Raw genomic sequence first — 16,993 nt, 5'->3', positions numbered from 1 at the left:
ACCACTTATGGACATCGACACGACCCAACCCTGGGGCCTGGCCATCGACTTCGCAGGCCGAGCCACCATCACCGAGGCCGGCCACACGATCTACGTCAACGTCTCCGACTCCAGCTACAACAGCATCATCGCCCCCGACTCGGTCAGCGGCACCTACGCCCCCGTGACAGTGGCCGCCCAGTTCACCGAAACCGGCGCCAACGGCTCCGCCATCCGCGGCAGCGCCCGCACCACGATCATGCCCATCGGCACAGCCATGGTCGTCCCCGACCAGACAGCGATCCAGAGCGTGGTCGCTGCAGCCCTGGCCAACTTCGTGGACAACACGGCGGCTTATACGGCGTTGAGCGCCAAGTGGACGCCGGGGGACGGCGGTTCCGGCGACGGTTCAGGCGACGAAGTCGCCTCTTAGGGGCGCGAGGCTGTATCGAATATGCGGCTACCGCCGCGTGGGCGCGACCAGCCCCCACCCACCCGCACTCCGCACACAACCCGAGCCCCCACCCCCGGCCCGGGTTTTTTCATGCCCATCTCCCGACCGAAAAGGCACCCCATGGCCACACCCCTCTCCCCGGACGCCCTGATCAAAGCCCTCAAAGCCGAGGGCGTCACAGTGATCGAACACCCCGGCTGGCGCACCAACAACCGCAACACCAAGGGCAGTTGGGGCCCAGTGAACGGCGTCGTCATCCACCACACCGTGACCACCGGCACCACCGCCTCGGTCAACCTCTGCTTCAACGGCCACTCAGAACTCCCCGGCCCCCTCTGCCACGGAGTCATCGCCAAGGACGGCACGGTCCACCTGGTCGGCAACGGCCGAGCCAACCACGCGGGCAGCGGCGACGGCGACGTACTGAAGGCAGTCATCGCCCAGAGCGCGACCCTCCCCGCCCCGAACCAGAACAACACGGACGGCAACGTCCACTTCTACGGCTTCGAGTGCGTCAACCTCGGCGACGGCAAGGACCCTTGGCCCGCCGCCCAGTTGGACGCGATGGTCCGCGCCTCGGCCGCCCTGTGCCGCGCACACGACTGGAACGCCCACTCCGTCATCGGCCACAAGGAGTGGACGAACACCAAGATCGACCCACGCGGCTTCACCATGGCGGACTTCCGCACCCGGGTCGCGACGCGCCTGGGCACGAAGACCACCACAAGCCCGACCGAGCCGCCCGCCTACCAGCCCTTCCCCGGCGCCGACTGGTTCAAGAAGAACCCCAGGTCGGCGATCGTCACGGCGATGGGCAAGCGGCTGGTCGCCCTCGGCTGCTCGGCGTACACCTCTGGCCCCGGCCCCCAGTGGACCGCCGCCGACAAGGCCTCCTACGCCAAGTGGCAACGCAAGCTCGGCTACACCGGCACCGCCGCCGACGGCTGGCCCGGCGCCACCTCATGGGCCGCGCTGAAGGTCCCGTACAGCTCCTGAGGAAGGACGCCCCCATGTCAGAGGCCGCCAAGCGAACCCTCCGTACCGTTCTGCAAACCGCTGTCGGCCTGTGCGTCCTGCTGCCGACGGTCGTCGACGCCGCCGGCGTCCCCGAGACGATCCCCTGGGTGGCCGGAGCCCTGGCCGTCGCCGCCGGAGTGACCCGGGTGATGGCTCTGCCCGCCGTACAGGCCCTGCTGCCGAGCTGGCTGCGCACGGACACCGGGGGTGACGGATGACGCCCCCGGAACAGCGCGACGTCGCACTCGAACTGGAACGCCTGCGTGGCACCGTCGAGGCCGGCTTCGCCCGGGTCGACGGCTCGCTCGCGCTGCTGGTCCAGCGCAGCGACCAGACCGACAAACAGCTCGCGGACCATGAGCAGCGCCTGGACGCGCTGGAGCGGTCGCGCTGGCCGCTCGCCAGCATCGGCGCCCTCGCCGCCATCGCGACCGTCGTCGTGACGGCCTGGGAGCTGACACCGCACTGAGAAACGCCGAAGGGCGGCACCCCGTACGTACGGGGTGCCGCCCTTCAACTCGTTTCAGCTACTCACTGGTTGTACGGACCGTAGTCGTAGTCCTCCAGCGGGACGGCCTGGCCGGAGCCCGTGCCGAACGGCGAGTAGTCGATGTCGTCGTAGCCGACGGCCGAGTACATCGCGGCCTTGGCTTCCTCGGTCGGCTCGACCCGGATGTTGCGGTAGCGGGACAGGCCCGTACCGGCCGGGATGAGCTTACCGATGATGACGTTCTCCTTGAGGCCGATCAGGGAGTCGGACTTGGCGTTGATCGCCGCGTCCGTCAGAACCCTGGTCGTCTCCTGGAAGGACGCCGCCGACAGCCAGGACTCCGTGGCCAGCGAGGCCTTGGTGATACCCATGAGCTGCGGACGACCGGAGGCCGGGTGACCGCCCTCCTGCACCACACGACGGTTCTCCTGCTCGAAGCGCGAACGCTCGACCAGCTCGCCGGGCAGCAGCTCGGCGTCGCCGGACTCGATGATCGTCACGCGGCGGAGCATCTGCCGGATGATGATCTCGATGTGCTTGTCGTGGATCGACACACCCTGCGAGTTGTAGACCCTCTGGACCTCGCCGACCAGGTGGACCTGGACGGCACGCTGACCCAGGATGCGCAGCACGTCGTGCGGGTTGGTGGCACCCACGGTGAGCTTCTGGCCCACCTCGACGTGCTCGCCCTCGCTGACCAGGAGACGGGCACGCTTCGAGATCGGGAACGCCGTCTCGTCGCTGCCGTCGTCCGGGGTGACGACGATCTTCTTGGTCTTCTCGGTCTCCTCGATCCGCACGCGGCCCTGGGCCTCGGAGATCGGGGCGACACCCTTCGGCGTACGAGCCTCGAAGAGCTCGACGACACGGGGCAGACCCTGGGTGATGTCGTCACCGGCCACACCACCGGTGTGGAAGGTACGCATCGTGAGCTGCGTGCCGGGCTCACCGATGGACTGGGCGGCGATGATGCCGACCGCCTCACCGATGTCGACCAGCTTGCCGGTGGCCAGCGAACGGCCGTAGCACATGGCGCAGGTGCCGACGGCGGACTCGCAGGTCAGGACCGAGCGGGTCTTGACCGTCTCGATGCCGTGCTTGACCAGCTCGTCGATGAGGACGTCGCCGAGGTCGGTGTTGGCCGGGGCCAGCACCTTGCCGTCGACGGTGATGTCCTCGGCCAGCGCACGGGCGTACACGCTGGTCTCGACGTTGTCGGCCATGCGCAGGACACCGTCCGCGCCGCGCTCCGCGATGTGCAGCTTGAGGCCGCGGTCGGTACCGCAGTCCTCCTCGCGGATGATGACGTCCTGGGAGACGTCGACCAGACGACGGGTGAGGTAACCCGAGTCGGCGGTACGGAGGGCGGTGTCGGCCAGACCCTTACGGGCACCGTGGGTGGAGATGAAGTACTCCAGCACGGACAGGCCTTCACGGAAGGACGCCTTGATGGGACGGGGAATCGTCTCGTTCTTGGCGTTCGACACCAGACCACGCATACCCGCGATCTGACGCATCTGCATCATGTTTCCTCGGGCACCCGAGTCGACCATCATGAAGATGGGGTTGGTCTTCGGGAAGTTCGCGTTCATCGCCTCGGCAACCTCGTTGGTCGCCTTGGTCCAGATCGCGATGAGCTCCTGCGTGCGCTCTTCCTTGGTGATCAGACCGCGCTCGTACTGCTTCTGGACCTTCTCGTCCTGCGCCTCGTAGCCCTTGACGATCTCCTTCTTCGCCTCGGGAACGACGATGTCGGAGACGGCCACGGTGACACCGGAACGGGTCGCCCAGAAGAAGCCGGCCGCCTTCAGGTTGTCGAGCGTCGCCGCCACGATGACCTTGGGGTAGCGCTCGGCCAGGTCGTTGACGATCTCGGAGAGCTGCTTCTTGCCCACCGAGTAGTCGACGAACGGGTAGTCCTCGGGCAGCAGCTCGTTGAAGAGCGCGCGGCCCAGGGTCGTACGGAGGCGGAAGGTGTCACCCTGCTGCCACTCGGGCTCGCCCTCCTCGCGGACCGGCGGCACCCAGCCACGCGGCGGGATGGTGCCCACCGGGAAGCGGATGTCGACGGCCGACTGGAGCGCCAGCTCGCCACCGTCGAACGCCATGGTCGCCTCGGCCGTGGAGCCGAACGCGCGGCCCTCGCCCTTGACGTCACGGAGCTCACCGTCGGTGGTGAGGAAGAACAGACCCAGCACCATGTCCTGGGTCGGCATGGTGACGGGACGACCGTCGGCCGGCTTCAGGATGTTGTTCGAGGACAGCATCAGGATGCGGGCCTCGGCCTGCGCCTCCGCGGAGAGCGGCAGGTGGACGGCCATCTGGTCACCGTCGAAGTCCGCGTTGAACGCGGTGCAGACGAGCGGGTGGATCTGGATGGCCTTGCCCTCGACGAGCTGCGGCTCGAAGGCCTGGATGCCGAGGCGGTGCAGCGTGGGCGCACGGTTCAGCAGAACCGGGTGCTCCGCGATGACCTCTTCCAGCACGTCGTACACGACCGTGCGGCCGCGCTCGACCATGCGCTTGGCCGACTTGATGTTCTGCGCGTGGTTCAGGTCCACCAGGCGCTTCATCACGAACGGCTTGAAGAGCTCCAGCGCCATGGCCTTCGGCAGACCGCACTGGTGCAGCTTGAGCTGCGGACCGACGACGATCACGGAACGCGCGGAGTAGTCCACACGCTTGCCGAGCAGGTTCTGACGGAAGCGGCCCTGCTTGCCCTTGAGCATGTCGGACAGCGACTTCAGCGGACGGTTGCCGGGGCCCGTCACCGGGCGGCCACGACGGCCGTTGTCGAAGAGCGCGTCGACGGCCTCCTGAAGCATGCGCTTCTCGTTGTTCACGATGATCTCGGGGGCACCGAGGTCGAGAAGGCGCTTCAGGCGGTTGTTGCGGTTGATCACACGGCGGTACAGGTCGTTCAGGTCGGAGGTCGCGAAGCGGCCACCGTCCAGCTGCACCATCGGGCGAAGGTCCGGCGGGATGACCGGGACGCAGTCGAGGACCATGCCCTTGGGGCTGTTGGAGGTCTGCAGGAAGGCAGACACGACCTTCAGCCGCTTCAGCGCACGGGTCTTCTTCTGGCCCTTGCCGGTACGGATGATCTCGCGGAGGCGCTCTGCCTCCTCGTCGAGGTCGAAGGACTCCAGGCGCTTCTGCAGCGCCGCGGCACCCATCGAACCGTCGAAGTACGTGCCGAAGCGGTCACGCAGCTCGCGGTAGAGCAGCTCGTCACCTTCGAGGTCCTGGACCTTGAGGTTCTTGAACCGGGTCCACACCTCGTCCAGGCGGTCGATCTCGCGCTGCGCACGGTCGCGCAGTTGCTTCATCTCCCGCTCGGCACCTTCGCGCACCTTGCGGCGCACATCGGCCTTGGCACCCTCGGCCTCGAGCTCGGCCAGGTCGGTCTCGAGCTTCTTGGCGCGGGCCTCGAGGTCGGAGTCACGCCGGTTCTCGACCTGCTGACGCTCCACGGAGACATGCGCCTCCAGCGAGGGCAGGTCACGCGTGCGGCGCTCTTCGTCGACGAACGTGATCATGTACGCCGCGAAGTAGATGACCTTCTCGAGGTCCTTCGGGGCGAGGTCGAGCAGGTATCCCAGACGCGACGGGACACCCTTGAAGTACCAGATGTGGGTGACGGGCGCGGCCAGTTCGATGTGGCCCATCCGCTCACGGCGCACCTTGGCGCGGGTCACCTCGACGCCGCAGCGCTCACAGATGATGCCCTTGAAGCGAACGCGCTTGTACTTGCCGCAGTAGCACTCCCAGTCCCGGGTCGGACCGAAGATCTTCTCGCAGAAGAGTCCGTCCTTTTCGGGCTTGAGCGTGCGGTAGTTGATGGTCTCAGGCTTCTTGACCTCGCCGTGGCTCCACTGACGGATGTCGTCAGCGGTGGCCAGACCGATCCGGAGCTCATCGAAGAAGTTGACGTCGAGCACTATGCGTCAATCCCTCTCAGGGTTGTAAGTCTTGGGGTCTGATACGGGGGTCCTGGGGCCGGAGACCTGCGTGGCGCAGGTCTCCGGACTCCCGTCAGACCTCTTCGACGCTGCTCGGCTCGCGCCGGGACAGGTCGATGCCGAGCTCCTCCGCTGCGCGGAAGACATCCTCGTCGGTGTCACGCATCTCGATGGACATACCGTCACTGGACAGCACCTCCACGTTCAGGCAGAGCGACTGCATCTCCTTGATGAGCACCTTGAAGGACTCGGGGATGCCGGGCTCGGGGATGTTCTCGCCCTTGACGATGGCCTCGTAGACCTTCACGCGGCCGGTGACGTCGTCGGACTTGATCGTCAGCAGTTCCTGGAGGGCGTACGCGGCGCCATAAGCCTCAAGCGCCCACACCTCCATCTCGCCGAAGCGCTGACCACCGAACTGCGCCTTACCACCCAGCGGCTGCTGGGTGATCATCGAGTACGGACCGGTCGAACGGGCGTGCAGCTTGTCGTCGACCAGGTGGTGCAGCTTCAGGATGTACATGTAGCCGATCGAGATCGGCTCCGGGAACGGCTCGCCGGAGCGGCCGTCGAACAGGTTGGCCTTTCCGGAGGCCTGGACCAGCCGGTCGCCGTCGCGGTTCGGGATCGTGGCCTCGAAGAGACCGGAGATCTCGTCCTCGCGGGCACCGTCGAAGACCGGGGTCGCGACGTTGGTGCCGGGGGCGACCTGGTCGGCGCCGATGACCTGCAGGCGGCGCGCCCAGTCCTCGCTGAGCCCGGAGACGTCCCAGCCGCGGCTGGCGAGCCAGCCGAGGTGGATCTCCAGGACCTGTCCCGGGTTCATTCGGGACGGGACACCCAGCGGGTTCAGGATGATGTCGACCGGAGTTCCGTCCTCGAGGAACGGCATGTCCTCGATGGGCAGGATCTTCGAAATAACACCCTTGTTGCCGTGGCGGCCGGCCAGCTTGTCGCCGTCGGTGATCTTGCGCTTCTGCGCAACATACACCCGGACCAACTGGTTGACGCCGGGCGGCAGTTCGTCGCCCTCCTCGCGGTCGAAGACGCGGACGCCGATGACCTTGCCGATCTCGCCGTGCGGCACCTTCAGCGAGGTGTCGCGCACTTCGCGCGCCTTCTCACCGAAGATCGCGCGGAGCAGGCGCTCCTCGGGGGTCAGCTCGGTCTCGCCCTTGGGCGTGACCTTGCCGACGAGGATGTCACCGGCGATGACCTCGGCACCGATACGGATGATGCCGCGCTCGTCGAGGTCGGCGAGGACCTCCTCGGAGACGTTCGGGATGTCCCGGGTGATCTCCTCGGGGCCGAGCTTGGTGTCACGGGCGTCGACCTCGTGCTCCTCGATGTGGATCGAGGAGAGGACGTCGTCCTGCACGAGGCGCTGCGACAGGATGATCGCGTCCTCGTAGTTGTGACCCTCCCACGGCATGAACGCGACGAGCAGGTTCTTGCCGAGCGCCATCTCGCCGTTCTCGGTCGCCGGACCGTCGGCCAGCACCTGGCCGGTGACGACCCGGGCGCCCTCGTCCACGACAACCTTCTGGTTGACGGACGTGCCCTGGTTGGAGCGCGAGAACTTCGCGAGGCGGTACGTGGTGTACGTGCCGTCGTCGTTGGCGGTGGTGATGTAGTCCGCGGAGACCTCCTGGACCACACCGTCCTTCTCCGACCTCAGGACGTCACCGGCGTCGACCGCGCAGCGGTACTCCATGCCGGTGCCGACCAGCGGCGCCTCGGACTTGATGAGGGGCACGGCCTGACGCATCATGTTCGCGCCCATGAGGGCACGGTTGGCGTCGTCGTGCTCCAGGAAGGGGATCATCGCGGTCGCGACGGACACCATCTGGCGCGGGGAGACGTCCATGTAGTCGACGTCGTCACCGGGGACGTAGTCGACCTCTCCGCCACGACGGCGGACCAGGACGCGGGTCTCCTCGAACCGGAAGTCCTCGCTCAGCGGCGCGTTGGCCTGCGCGATGACGAATCGGTCCTCTTCGTCGGCCGTCAGGTAGTCGACCTCGTCGGTGACGACACCGGCGGTGACCCGGCGGTACGGCGTCTCGACGAAACCGAACGCGTTGACCCGGCCGTAGGAGGCGAGCGAGCCGATCAGGCCGATGTTCGGGCCTTCAGGGGTCTCGATCGGGCACATGCGGCCGTAGTGCGAGGGGTGCACGTCACGGACCTCGAAGCCGGCCCGCTCACGGGAGAGACCACCCGGGCCAAGAGCCGACAGACGGCGCTTGTGGGTGAGACCCGACAGCGGGTTGTTCTGGTCCATGAACTGCGAGAGCTGGCTGGTGCCGAAGAACTCCTTGATGGAGGCGACGACCGGCCGGATGTTGATCAGGGTCTGCGGCGTGATCGCCTCGACGTCCTGGGTCGTCATCCGCTCGCGGACGACTCGCTCCATACGCGCCAGGCCCGTACGGACCTGGTTCTGGATGAGCTCGCCGACGTTGCGCAGACGACGGTTGCCGAAGTGGTCGATGTCGTCGGTCTCGACGACGATCGTCGTGCCGTTGTCGCCAACGGTCTCGGTCTCGCCGGCGTGCAGCTTCACCAGGTACTTGATCGACGAGATGATGTCCTCGACGGTCAGCACACCGGCGTCCAGCGGGGCTTCGCCGCCCAGCTTCTTGTTGACCTTGTACCGGCCGACCTTGGCGAGGTCGTAGCGCTTCGGGTTGAAGTAGAGGTTCTCCAGAAGCGTCTGCGCGGCCTCGCGGGTCGGGGGCTCGCCCGGACGCAGCTTGCGGTAGATGTCGAGGAGCGCGTCGTCCTGGCCCTGGGTGTGGTCCTTCTCCAGGGTGGCGCGCATGGACTCGTACTCGCCGAACTCCTCCAGGATCTGCTCGGTGGTCCAACCGAGAGCCTTGAGCAGGACGGTGACGGACTGCTTGCGCTTGCGGTCGATGCGGACACCGACCATGTCGCGCTTGTCGATCTCCATCTCCAGCCAGGCACCCCGGGAGGGGATCACCTTGGCGGAGAAGATGTCCTTGTCGGACGTCTTGTCGATCGAGGAGTCGAAGTAGACGCCGGGCGAACGGACGAGCTGCGACACGACGACACGCTCGGTGCCGTTGATGACGAAGGTGCCCTTGTTGGTCATGAGCGGGAAGTCGCCCATGAAGACCGTCTGGGACTTGATCTCGCCGGTCTCGTTGTTGGTGAACTCAGCGGTCACGAAGAGCGGGGCGGCGTACGTGAAGTCGCGCTCCTTGCACTCGTCGATGCTGTTCTTGGGAGGTTCGAAACGGTGGTCGCGGAAGGTCAGCGACATCGACCCGGAGAAGTCCTCGATCGGAGAGATCTCCTCGAAGATCTCCTCCAGACCGGACTTGGTGGGGACGTCCTGACCCGACTCCAGAGCCGCCTCGACCCGACTCTGCCAGGCGGTGTTGCCGAGCAGCCAGTCGAAGCTCTCGGTCTGCAACGCGAGCAGGTTGGGAACCTCGAGGGGCTCCTTGATCTTTGCAAAGGAGATGCGCAGCGGGGCGGTGCTGGCGCCGTTGTTCATATTCGCGGTCGAGGCAGTGCGCGAGGCGGCCAAGAGGGGGTCCTTCCGAGGGCTCGGACTCACTACGCGCGTACCGGCCCCTCGCAGGGGCAAAGAGACATGGACTTCCTGAGACGGCCCGGAAAGGCCAGGTCAGAGTTGGTCCGGTCATCGATGCTCAAGTGAGGGCATGCCCCTGGTGACGGGCAGGGGACAGCTAACAGGCAGCGCAAAGGGTCAGTGTAGCCACAAGGCACACTGATGTCCAGTGCGGGTTTTTTGAGACCCTCGTTGTTCTCGACACCTGCGCAAGCCCACGCCCTCAATGCACGTTGATACTGCCCTCTTCGTCGCCGATCCATGCCTCGGATCCGGATCGTTGTGACGACGCGTCCTGAGAATTGCGCGCTGCGTGCGGTTCGTCAAGGCCTCTCTTGCCCAAACCGGGTGCTGCCATCGTCACGTTGCAGCCTGCCACCAGGGGTCCTCGAGGGCACGACGAAGATCACCATACTCCGCGGACCCCTTGGCGCAAGGCAGTCGCGCGCCGACCCTCGGATACGCCGAAGAGCGACCACCCGGATGGATGATCGCTCTTCGGTGCGCTCGCGTTACAGCCCCCGTGAGGGCCGCTACGGCGCGCTGAGGCCCTGAGAGGCCTCGAAGGTGTTACTTGACCTCGACGGAGGCGCCGGCGCCCTTGAGGGACTCGGCGGCCTTCTCGGCGGCGTCCTTGGCGACCTTCTCGAGGACCGGCTTCGGAGCGCCGTCCACGAGGTCCTTGGCCTCCTTCAGACCCAGGGAGGTCAGCTCACGCACGACCTTGATGACCTGGATCTTCTTCTCGCCGGCACCCGTGAGGATGACGTCGAACTCGTCCTGCTCCTCGACGGCCTCGGCGGCAGCGGCCGGGCCGGCGGGGGCGGCGGCAACCGCGGCGGCGGCGGTGACGTCGAACTTCTCCTCGAACGCCTTCACGAACTCGGAGAGCTCGATGAGGGTGAGGGACTCGAACTGCTCGAGCAGCTCTTCCTGGGACAGCTTCGTCGCCATGGGGGCGATCCTTCCACTAATTCGGCTGGTGCCGGATGTACGGGTGAGGCGGGCGTACTAACGGCCCGCTGCGACCGCTGCCTGGGCGGCGGTCAATGCGCGAGCCGAATTACTCGGCACCGCCCTGCTCGGCCTGCTTGGCACGAAGCGCCTCCGCGGTGCGGACGAACTTCGAGGGAAGCGCCTTGAAGAGCTGAGCAGTCTGGGTCTGCTTGCCCTTGAAGGCACCCGCCAGCTTGGCGAGCAGAACCTCGCGGGACTCGAGGTCCGCGAGCTTCTTGATCTCGTCGGCGGACAGCGCCTTGCCGTCAAGGACACCGCCCTTGATGACGAGGTTCGGGTTGTCCTTGGCGAAGTCACGAAGACCCTTCGCCGACACCACCGGGTCACCGGTGATGAAGGCGACCGCCGTCGGACCGTTGAAAAGGTCGTCGAGCGTGGAGATCCCGGCCTCGTTGGCCGCAATCTTGGTCAGCGTGTTCTTCACCACGGCGTACTGGGCGTCTTCACCGAGCGAACGACGCAGCGTCTTGAGCTGCGCCACGGTGAGACCCCGGTACTCGGTCAGCACGGCGGCGTTCGAGCCGCGGAACTGGTCCGCGAGCTCGGCTACCGCGGCAGCCTTGTCGGGCCTTGCCATGAGCGTGGCCTCCTTCCGGGTGATGAGGACCGCTCAGAAGGGGCTGGGACAAACAAAACGCCCCGGCGCAGGCGCACGGGGCGTAGCTCGACCGGCAATGACACACCGGGAGCACATCCAGTTCACCTGCGCGGGTCGTCCACTGTTCAGCGGATCCTTCGGTCACCGCGCCCTCTTACGAGCACACGGCAACGACCAGCGGTCTTTGGCTTCTCCCGAAGAGTACGGGACCCACACACGCCCAAGCAAATCCGCCCGTACGGCGCAGTCCTGGGCGTCCTTGATCCCGACGGCCCGCAGAACCCCGTACAGAAGCCCCCTCCCGAATCCCCTTGCCCCTCAAGCGAGTTGGAGCCTGAAGGAGCCTCAGGAACTGGTGCCGGACCCCGTCGCCGTGTCGCCGCTGCCCGGTGTCAGGCCCTGCTGCTTCAGCAGCGCCGTGAAGTCCTCGGTGTCGCCGGCCGGGGGCACGGTCGCGTCGACCTTCACGCCGTAGTCGCTGTAGTAGGCGGTCTGGGTGTACCGGCCCGAGGTCATCTCGCCCTTCTCGACCTTCTTCACCAGCAGGTCCTGGGCGTTGACCCAGATGTCGACCTGCTCGGTCGAGACACCGGCCTGGGTGAGCTGCTTCTTGAGGCCGGCGAGCTGGCTCGCGGTGAGGCTGGAGTTCTTGGCGGCGAGGTCGGCGACGTCCACCGTGCCCGAGTAGTGCGTGGTCTGCTGGCCGCGCACCGACTCCGTACCGACCTTCTTGACGTCACCGGAGGCGAGCAGGAGCTTCACCGACTGGTTCGGCGTGGAGTTCTGCATCTGGTCCTTGAGGTACGCGCCGGAGCTGCCGCCGAGCTTGGCCAGGTCGTCGTACGCGTACTTCAGCCAGTGCTTGCCGCCCGCCTGCGCGGCGAACTTCTCGCCCATCTTCGCGTAGTAGGCGTCGGGCAGATAGCGGGCCTCCATCGACGTGCTGCCGGCCGCGCGCATCGTCTGCGCCATGGTGCCGCCGGTGTACGTCATCGTGAGGGTGCCGGTGATGCCGTCGCCCCAGCCGAGGCTGCCCTTGGCGTCCATGGACATCAGGGAGCCCATCACGGTGGAGGACTCGATCTTCGCGGAGTCCGCCTTGTCGGTGGACTTCTCGGCGCTGCGCAGGGCCGCTATGGGGCTCACCCGGGTCGAGCCCTTCCCCGCGGCCTTGTCGTCCTTGCCGGAGCCCCCGGAGGAGCCCGAGGAACCACAGGCGGCCACCGAGGCCAGCGCGGTCGCCACCGCGATCGAGAGGCCCATCCGGCGCACGGTCGTGCTCTTCATTCGTCCCCACCCCTATGCGATTGCTGTGCCTGCCCAAAACGCTAGCGCAGCGCACTGACACCCCGTACGAAAAGGGACGAGCCCCGCACCTCGAAGGTTGCGGGGCTCGTCCGATTCTGACGCGTGCGACGCGGCTGCCGGGGTGAGCGCGGAGCTCAGACGGCGGCCGGGTCCTCCTCGACGAGGAGGTTGCGGGTGCGGTTCGGGTCGAGCGGAATGCCGGGGCCGATCGTGGTGCTGATCGCGGCCTTCTTGATGTAGCGACCCTTGGCGGCGGACGGCTTCAGACGGAGGATCTCGTCCAGGGCCGCGCCGTAGTTCTCCACCAGCTTGGTGTCGTCGAAGGACGACTTGCCGATGATGAAGTGCAGGTTCGAGTGCTTGTCGACGCGGAACTCGATCTTGCCGCCCTTGATCTCGTTGACGGCCTTGACCACGTCCGGCGTCACGGTGCCGGTCTTGGGGTTCGGCATGAGACCACGGGGACCGAGCACGCGGCCGAGACGGCCGACCTTGCCCATGAGGTCCGGGGTGGCGACGACGGCGTCGAAGTCCAGCCGGCCCTTCGCGACCTCGTCGATGAGTTCGTCGGAGCCGACGATGTCGGCGCCCGCGGCGGTCGCGGCCTCGGCACGGTCACCGGTCGCGAAGACCAGGACCCGGGCGGTCTTGCCGGTGCCGTGCGGGAGGTTCACGGTGCCACGGACCATCTGGTCGGCCTTGCGCGGGTCGACACCCAGACGGAAGGCGACCTCGACGGTGCCGTCGAACTTGGAGGTGGAGGTCTCCTTGGCGAGACGGACGGCCTCGAGCGGGGCGTAGAGCTTGTCCCGGTCGATCTTGGCGTCCGCAGCGCGGAGAGACTTGCTGCGCTTGCTCACTACTGCTCCTGTGTGTGTTCTGAGGAGTCGTGGTGTGGGCCGAGCAGGCCCTGCCACGGTCTTTCCTACGAGGTGAAGGTCAGCCCTCGACCGTGATGCCCATGGAGCGGGCGGTGCCGGCGATGATCTTCGACGCGGCGTCCAGGTCGTTGGCGTTCAGGTCGGGAAGCTTGGTCGTGGCGATCTCACGGACCTGCGCCTGGGTGATCTTGGCGACCTTGGTCTTGTGCGGCTCGCCCGAGCCCTTCTCGACACCCGCGGCCTTGAGGATCATCTTCGCGGCCGGCGGAGTCTTGGTCACGAAGGTGAAGGAGCGGTCTTCGTAGACCGTGATCTCCACCGGGATGACCCAGCCACGCTGCGACTCGGTCGCAGCGTTGTAGGCCTTGCAGAACTCCATGATGTTGACGCCGTGCTGACCGAGCGCGGGGCCGACCGGCGGGGCCGGGTTCGCCGCACCGGCGTTGATCTGGAGCTTGATAAGCCCCGTGACCTTCTTCTTCTTGGGAGGCATTGCTCTCTCCGGGTCCTAGTGAGAGTGTTCGGCCGCCGTCCGGTTAATCCGGATGGAGGCATACCGCACCACGATAACGGGTATCCATGCGCGGCTAAAAACCGAGCAGGTCAGAGAGGCTTTTGACAGCCCGTCTGACCTGCGCGGAAGACGTACGTCCAGGAAGAACTAGTTCTTCTGGATCTGGTCGAAGGAGAGCTCCACCGGCGTCTCGCGGCCGAAGATCTCGACGAGGCCCTTGACCTTCTTCGAGTCGGCGTTGATCTCGTTGATGGTCGCCTGCAGCGTCGCGAACGGGCCGTCGGTGACGGTGACCGAGTCGCCCACCTCGAAGTCCAGCACCTGGACCTCGACCTTGCGCTGCGGAATCGGCTTGCCCTCGGCCTCGGCGGCCTCACGCGCGGCCTTCTCCTCGGCCTCCGGGGCGAGCATCTTGACGATCTCGTCCAGGGTCAGCGGGTACGGGTCGTAGGCGTTGCCCACGAAGCCGGTGACGCCGGGGGTGTTGCGGACGACACCCCAGGACTCGTTCGTCAGGTCCATACGGACCAGGACGTAGCCCGGGAGCTTGTTCTGCTTGATGGTCTTGCGGTCGCCGTTCTTGATCTGGACGACCTCTTCCTGCGGCACCTCGGCCTGGAAGATGTAGTCCTCGACGTTCAGCGAGACGGCGCGCTGCTCCAGGTTGGTCTTCACGCGGTTCTCGTAGCCGGCGTACGTGTGGATGACGTACCACTCGCCGGGAAGGAGACGCAGTTCCTCGCGCAGGGCGACCACGGGGTCGACGGGCTCGGCCTCTTCCTCGTCGTCCTCGGCCGTGTCCTCGTCGTCGAGGTCCTCGGTCGCTTCCGCGTCCTCGTCCTCGACGTGCAGGGCGGCTTCCTCGGCGGGCTCGCCCGCGTCGGCGTCTGCAGCCTCGACCTCGTCCAGGTCCTCGTCCGCGCCCTCGACGATGTCGAGTTCGTCTTCCACGGACTCGTCCGGCTCGACGGCCTCGTTCAGCTTCGGGTCAGACACGGTGGCTGCTTCTTCCTGGATACATGGGGGTGGAACACGCGAAAGGGGCGCCGGTCAAGGCGCCCTTCGCTTCCGGCCTCAGCCGAAGACGTACTTCGCGGCGTGATTGAGTCCATAGTCAATCACGGTCACCAGACCGATCATGATGACGACGAAGACGATGACAACCGTCGTGTACGTCGTCAACTGGTTGCGCGTGGGCCAGACGACCTTGCGGAGCTCCGCGATGATCTGGCGGTAGAAGGTGCCGAGCCGCTTCAGCGGGCCCTTCTTGGCGCGCTTACCGCCCTTACGGGCCTTCTTCTTGGACTCCGACACCTCGTCCTGGGCATCAGGCATGTCGATGGAGCCCACGGCGTCCGCCATTCGTCCTCACCTGTTCCCGGGTCGTGGCCGTGCCGCGCCCGGTCTGAGCTGCACGGCGGTGCATTGCTGTGTAAACATGCGCTGCGCACACATCCTGGCGAAGGAGTGTGTAGCAGGGCCGGAGGGACTTGAACCCCCAACCGCCGGTTTTGGAGACCGGTGCTCTACCAATTGAGCTACGACCCTTTGTGACATCCCCAACGTACCGCATCCACCCGGGTGCTCGGTGTGCACCAAGTAGGGCGCGGCTGTTGAAGGCCAACGAGCTAGGAGTGTACGTGCTCCGGGGCCGGTCGTCGAACAGAAAGTGCCTGTACGGGGATTGCGGGAGGAAGATCGCCCAGGCCGGGGCCGGAAACCGGACGGTTGTTCAATGTCTGCCCGATGTCTTCCCGATCCGGTTCAGTCTGTGAAACCGGTGTGCCGGGCGGGTTTCCGGTCTGAAACGATGGGTCCATGAGCGCCTCAACCCCTCCCACCGAGCGCCGGGTCTCCGCCCGAGTCGGCGCGATCTCCGAGTCCGCCACCCTCGCCGTGGACGCCAAGGCCAAGGCCCTCAAGGCCGCCGGGCGTCCGGTGATCGGCTTCGGCGCGGGTGAACCGGACTTCCCGACTCCGGACTACGTCGTCCAGGCCGCGATCGAGGCCTGCTCGAACCCGAAGTACCACCGCTACACCCCGGCCGGCGGTCTGCCGGAGCTGAAGGCCGCGATCGCCGCGAAGACGCTGCGCGACTCGGGCTACGAGGTGGACGCCTCCCAGATCCTGGTCACCAACGGCGGCAAGCAGGCCATCTACGAAGCCTTCGCCGCGATCCTCGACCCGGGTGACGAGGTCATCGTCCCGGCGCCGTACTGGACGACGTACCCGGAGTCGATCCGTCTCGCGGGCGGTGTCCCGGTGGACGTCGTCGCCGACGAGACGACCGGTTACCGCGTCTCGGTCGAGCAGTTGGAGGCGGCCCGCACGGAGAACACCAAGGTCGTCCTGTTCGTCTCGCCGTCCAACCCGACCGGCGCCGTCTACAGCGAGGCCGAGGCCGAGGCGATCGGCCGCTGGGCCGTCGAGCACGGCCTGTGGGTCATGACGGACGAGATCTACGAGCACCTGGTCTACGGAGACGCGAAGTTCACCTCGCTGCCCGCGATCCTCCCCGAACTGCGCGACAAGTGCATCGTGGTCAACGGCGTCGCCAAGACGTACGCCATGACCGGCTGGCGGGTGGGGTGGATCATCGGCCCGAAGGACGTCGTCAAGGCCGCGACGAACCTCCAGTCGCACGCCACCTCGAACGTCTCGAACGTCGCCCAGGTCGCCGCACTGGCCGCCGTCTCCGGCAATCTGGACGCCGTGGCGAAGATGGGCGAGGCCTTCGACCGTCGCCGCAAGACGATCGTGCACATGCTGAACGAGATCGACGGCGTGCTGTGCCCGGAGCCGGAGGGCGCGTTCTACGTCTACCCGTCGGTCAAGGCGCTGCTCGGCAAGGAGATCCGCGGCAAGCGCCCGCAGGACTCGGTCGAGCTGGCGGCGCTGATCCTGGAGGAGGCCGAGGTCGCGGTCGTCCCGGGCGAGGCCTTCGGGACCCCCGGTTATCTGCGGCTGTCGTACGCCCTGGGTGACGAAGACCTCGTCGAGGGCGTCAGCCGCATCCAGAAGCTGCTGGCGGAGGCCCAGGACTGACGTTTTTCATGCTCCACGCGTGTGTGCGGGCCGTTTCCCTCCGGGGAGGCGGCCCGCTGCTTTGTGCGAGCAAGACCACGATCGGGGAAAGCGGTACCGGGACGACAGGAACGTACGGCAGGAT

General features: G+C 66.6%; 14 protein-coding genes and 1 tRNA gene. 5 read left to right on the top strand and 10 right to left on the bottom strand.

What is annotated here, in order from left to right:
- The first annotated feature begins 7 nt into the window (after positions 1-7).
- From OG223_RS31400 to OG223_RS31385, 4 genes are all read left to right on the top strand, one after another.
- The gene (locus OG223_RS31400; RefSeq protein WP_329255853.1) at positions 8-412 is read left to right on the top strand and encodes an ATP-binding protein; all 405 of its coding nucleotides are present in this window, start codon (positions 8-10) and stop codon (positions 410-412) included.
- Positions 413-553: 141 nt separating this feature from the next.
- Positions 554-1,429, top strand: a complete 876-nt coding sequence (locus OG223_RS31395; RefSeq protein ID WP_329255851.1) for a peptidoglycan-binding protein — start codon at positions 554-556, stop codon at positions 1,427-1,429.
- Positions 1,430-1,443: 14 nt separating this feature from the next.
- Positions 1,444-1,668 carry a hypothetical protein gene (locus OG223_RS31390; protein ID WP_329255849.1) on the top strand — a complete coding sequence of 75 codons (225 nt, stop codon included), beginning with the start codon at positions 1,444-1,446 and terminating at the stop codon, positions 1,666-1,668.
- Positions 1,665-1,919 (top strand): hypothetical protein, encoded by a 255-nt coding sequence (locus OG223_RS31385; protein WP_329255847.1) that lies wholly within the window; start codon positions 1,665-1,667, stop codon positions 1,917-1,919. The genes OG223_RS31390 and OG223_RS31385 overlap by 4 nt, the downstream gene beginning before the upstream one ends.
- Positions 1,920-1,981: 62 nt before the next feature.
- On the opposite strand, the gene OG223_RS31380 is transcribed toward OG223_RS31385, so the two are convergent.
- The 10 genes from OG223_RS31380 to OG223_RS31335 all read right to left on the bottom strand — a co-directional run bounded on the left by OG223_RS31380 (position 1,982) and on the right by OG223_RS31335 (position 15,372).
- Entirely contained in the window at positions 1,982-5,881 is a 3,900-nt protein-coding gene (locus tag OG223_RS31380) for a DNA-directed RNA polymerase subunit beta' (RefSeq protein WP_329255845.1), read from the bottom strand.
- Positions 5,882-5,975: 94 nt separating this feature from the next.
- The gene (gene rpoB / locus OG223_RS31375; RefSeq protein WP_329255843.1) at positions 5,976-9,461 is read right to left on the bottom strand and encodes a DNA-directed RNA polymerase subunit beta; all 3,486 of its coding nucleotides are present in this window, start codon (positions 9,459-9,461) and stop codon (positions 5,976-5,978) included.
- 615 nt (positions 9,462-10,076) lie between these two features.
- Positions 10,077-10,460, bottom strand: a complete 384-nt coding sequence (rplL, locus tag OG223_RS31370) for a 50S ribosomal protein L7/L12 (protein ID WP_329255841.1) — start codon at positions 10,458-10,460, stop codon at positions 10,077-10,079.
- A 109-nt stretch (positions 10,461-10,569) separates the two neighbouring features.
- Positions 10,570-11,100 carry a 50S ribosomal protein L10 gene (gene rplJ / locus OG223_RS31365; protein WP_329255840.1) on the bottom strand — a complete coding sequence of 177 codons (531 nt, stop codon included), beginning with the start codon at positions 11,098-11,100 and terminating at the stop codon, positions 10,570-10,572.
- A 366-nt stretch (positions 11,101-11,466) separates the two neighbouring features.
- A complete protein-coding gene (locus OG223_RS31360; RefSeq protein WP_329255838.1) occupies positions 11,467-12,408 on the bottom strand; it encodes a hypothetical protein in 942 nt (313 codons plus the stop codon).
- Between the two features lie 155 nt (positions 12,409-12,563).
- Complete coding sequence (gene rplA / locus OG223_RS31355) at positions 12,564-13,289, bottom strand: 50S ribosomal protein L1 (RefSeq protein WP_329255836.1); 726 nt, start codon at positions 13,287-13,289, stop codon at positions 12,564-12,566.
- Between the two features lie 79 nt (positions 13,290-13,368).
- The gene (gene rplK / locus OG223_RS31350; RefSeq protein WP_019072313.1) at positions 13,369-13,803 is read right to left on the bottom strand and encodes a 50S ribosomal protein L11; all 435 of its coding nucleotides are present in this window, start codon (positions 13,801-13,803) and stop codon (positions 13,369-13,371) included.
- Positions 13,804-13,971: 168 nt separating this feature from the next.
- On the bottom strand, positions 13,972-14,820 hold the full coding sequence (gene nusG / locus OG223_RS31345; protein ID WP_329255834.1) for a transcription termination/antitermination protein NusG: 849 nt from the start codon (positions 14,818-14,820) through the stop codon (positions 13,972-13,974).
- Between the two features lie 78 nt (positions 14,821-14,898).
- Positions 14,899-15,186 (bottom strand): preprotein translocase subunit SecE, encoded by a 288-nt coding sequence (secE, locus tag OG223_RS31340; RefSeq protein ID WP_329255832.1) that lies wholly within the window; start codon positions 15,184-15,186, stop codon positions 14,899-14,901.
- A gap of 113 nt (positions 15,187-15,299) precedes the next feature.
- Positions 15,300-15,372: transfer RNA gene (locus OG223_RS31335), tRNA-Trp, on the bottom strand.
- 270 nt (positions 15,373-15,642) lie between these two features.
- On the opposite strand from OG223_RS31335, the gene OG223_RS31330 reads away from it, so the two are divergent.
- Positions 15,643-16,869 carry a pyridoxal phosphate-dependent aminotransferase gene (locus tag OG223_RS31330; RefSeq protein WP_200679114.1) on the top strand — a complete coding sequence of 409 codons (1,227 nt, stop codon included), beginning with the start codon at positions 15,643-15,645 and terminating at the stop codon, positions 16,867-16,869.
- Positions 16,870-16,993: the final 124 nt, after the last annotated feature.

It is taken from the genome of Streptomyces sp. NBC_01478 (assembly GCF_036227225.1).
GTDB lineage: Bacteria > Actinomycetota > Actinomycetes > Streptomycetales > Streptomycetaceae > Streptomyces.
Note: the sequence above shows the minus strand (reverse complement) of the source record. Positions and strands in the feature narration are given on the sequence as shown.

Coding starts and splice junctions, on each gene's coding strand:
- rplL (WP_329255841.1), bottom strand. CDS start 10,460: ATGGCGACGAAGCTGTCCCAGGAAGAGCTGCTCGAGCAGTTCGAGTCC.
- rplJ (WP_329255840.1), bottom strand. CDS start 11,100: ATGGCAAGGCCCGACAAGGCTGCCGCGGTAGCCGAGCTCGCGGACCAG.
- OG223_RS31395 (WP_329255851.1), top strand. CDS start 554: ATGGCCACACCCCTCTCCCCGGACGCCCTGATCAAAGCCCTCAAAGCC.
- OG223_RS31390 (WP_329255849.1), top strand. CDS start 1,444: ATGTCAGAGGCCGCCAAGCGAACCCTCCGTACCGTTCTGCAAACCGCT.
- rplK (WP_019072313.1), bottom strand. CDS start 13,803: ATGCCTCCCAAGAAGAAGAAGGTCACGGGGCTTATCAAGCTCCAGATC.
- OG223_RS31360 (WP_329255838.1), bottom strand. CDS start 12,408: ATGAAGAGCACGACCGTGCGCCGGATGGGCCTCTCGATCGCGGTGGCG.
- OG223_RS31400 (WP_329255853.1), top strand. CDS start 8: ATGGACATCGACACGACCCAACCCTGGGGCCTGGCCATCGACTTCGCA.
- secE (WP_329255832.1), bottom strand. CDS start 15,186: ATGGCGGACGCCGTGGGCTCCATCGACATGCCTGATGCCCAGGACGAG.
- OG223_RS31330 (WP_200679114.1), top strand. CDS start 15,643: ATGAGCGCCTCAACCCCTCCCACCGAGCGCCGGGTCTCCGCCCGAGTC.
- OG223_RS31385 (WP_329255847.1), top strand. CDS start 1,665: ATGACGCCCCCGGAACAGCGCGACGTCGCACTCGAACTGGAACGCCTG.